The organism is Mesorhizobium sp. M7A.F.Ca.US.014.04.1.1 (assembly GCF_003998745.1).
GTDB lineage: Bacteria > Pseudomonadota > Alphaproteobacteria > Rhizobiales > Rhizobiaceae > Mesorhizobium > Mesorhizobium ciceri.
The window spans coordinates 1-1,877 of sequence record NZ_RZRW01000828.1; the positions used below are offsets into that span (position 1 = coordinate 1).

General features: G+C 59.2%; 3 protein-coding genes. 1 reads left to right on the forward strand and 2 read right to left on the reverse strand.

Annotated elements, in window-relative coordinates:
- The coding region (locus EOA22_RS31990) for a CBS domain-containing protein (RefSeq protein WP_127390522.1) at positions 1-414 on the forward strand (414 nt) is incomplete at its 5' end.
- 57 nt (positions 415-471) lie between these two features.
- On the opposite strand, the gene EOA22_RS31995 is transcribed toward EOA22_RS31990, so the two are convergent.
- A complete protein-coding gene (locus EOA22_RS31995; RefSeq protein WP_063170490.1) occupies positions 472-741 on the reverse strand; it encodes a DUF6455 family protein in 270 nt (89 codons plus the stop codon).
- 159 nt (positions 742-900) lie between these two features.
- Complete coding sequence (locus EOA22_RS32000) at positions 901-1,713, reverse strand: universal stress protein (protein WP_164756126.1); 813 nt, start codon at positions 1,711-1,713, stop codon at positions 901-903.
- Positions 1,714-1,877: the final 164 nt, after the last annotated feature.

The following is a 1,877-nucleotide window of genomic DNA, read 5'->3' on the forward strand; positions in this document are numbered from 1 at the left end:
GACAGCGTCGTCACGGCATCCCCCAATGCATCGCTTGCCGAGGTCGTCGAGTTGATGACTCATCACCGCATCAAACGCGTCCCGATCGTCGACGGCGATAAAGTTGTCGGAATGATTGCCCGTTCCGATCTTCTTCGTGCGTTACTTGACATGCAGCCAGCCTCAACCCCGATGGCCATTGACAACGAACAGATACGCCAGAGCATCGTCGCGGAGCTTGCAGCGCAGAAATGGGCTCGAAATGAGCTGATCAATGTCACTGTCGACAAAGGGATCGTAAAACTGAACGGCGCCATCTTCGACGAGCGCGAGCGCCGGGCAGCAATCGTCGCGGCCGAAAATGCAGCCGGCGTTAAAGGCGTTGAGGACAATCTGTTTTGCGCCGAGCCGTTGTCCGTCATCCTGGTCTCGTAGCCAAGGGCTAGCACCACCATTTCCCGGGGCGAAATGTGTGCTTGGCCGCCCGACGTTCTAACGCTGTCCGGCCACATGTTGTAGCCGTGCGATCAGGTCGCGGTTGCGGCAATAGTCTGGCGGAGCATCGGCTTGCTCGTTTTGGTCGAGCCAAGTCGAGCATTCGTCCTGATGGCCGCAGGATCGGCAGCGGTTGACCGCACGATCGGTGACGGCTGCATGGTCCGCCACCACTTTCAACTGCCTGTCGACACCCAGCTTGCGTATCATGCGACCCATCAACGCGACCCTGGCGTCGACTGAAATCAGGTAGTAGAGAAAGCTCATCTTGGTCACTCCTGCCTTATGAGACTCATAGCCATGCAGGCAGCCGACGACTTGATCTCGATCAACCGACGGAGCCGTCGCCGGGCCAAGGCGGCGAAAGGGGTAGAGTGAAGTTCCTGGCCCCCCCGCCGCGTACTCGGCTGCTGGGGCGTCCACCCATCAATACGACATGAAGCGGTTGATGCCGCTTTCCTCAATCAGCGAGCGGGTTATCCCGCCGAACGCCCATTCCCGCAGACGGCTGTGCCCATAGGCACCCGAGACGATCAGGTCCGCATGGATCGACCGCGCAAAAGTCAGCAACCTGTCGCCGTCTGGGTCGCCGGCGATCAGCTCAGTTCCTGCCATGATGCCGTGATGTTCGAGAAAGACCGCGACGTCGGCAAGGCTGTCGCGGATACTCTTGTCGCGGTCGGTATCCATTGTGGCAATAACGACTTCGTTGGCCGTGGCCAGAAGGGGCAACGCATCTGCTATCGCCCGCCGCGCTTCCCTGGTGTCCTTCCAGGCAACAAGAACGGTTTTTGCCATGACAGGCTCGACATTGCTCGCGGCAACCAGGACTGGCCGCCCAATACCAAGTACCAGACTGCCGACGTCCACTGCACGGAAGACATTTCCCCCCTTCTCGCTGCCGGTGACAATAAGATCGGCGGATCGAGCCGAAATGCTCAGGAAACGGGTTGGGCTGCAAACAGCTTGGCCCCATTCGCTAAAGATCGATGCAGGAAGCAGCCTCTCGAACTCGGCGCGTAATTCGGCAAGCCGCTTTTCGATTTCGGTGTGCTGGATCTGCATGACCGCGCCTTCGTAGACCATACCGTCGCCGGTCGCGACCAAGGGCGGAACATCCGCAGCCGCCAGACCGATGAGACGGGCGCCAAACCGTTCCGCGAGCTCGATCCCCAGTTTTACAATAGGTGCGGGAGGCGCATCGATGGCGAGGTTGACGATGATCGACTTGTAAGACATTGCGGGCGCCTTTCGCTGAACGATGGAATGCGGGATGAATTGCATTCGACAGCGTCCAATGCCTTGATGCGCATCAAAGGCCGGCAACTGCATCTGCGTTCGAAAACCTCGGCTCGATCCGTTTTGCGTGTGCGGCGAGAAGTGATAGTTAGCCCCGGTAGCAC

What these genes read in the sequence shown, in the direction of transcription:
- EOA22_RS31995 (WP_063170490.1), bottom strand. Translation starts at nt 741, where the DNA reads ATGAGCTTTCTCTACTACCTGATTTCAGTCGACGCCAGGGTCGCGTTG.
- EOA22_RS32000 (WP_164756126.1), bottom strand. Translation starts at nt 1,713, where the DNA reads ATGTCTTACAAGTCGATCATCGTCAACCTCGCCATCGATGCGCCTCCC.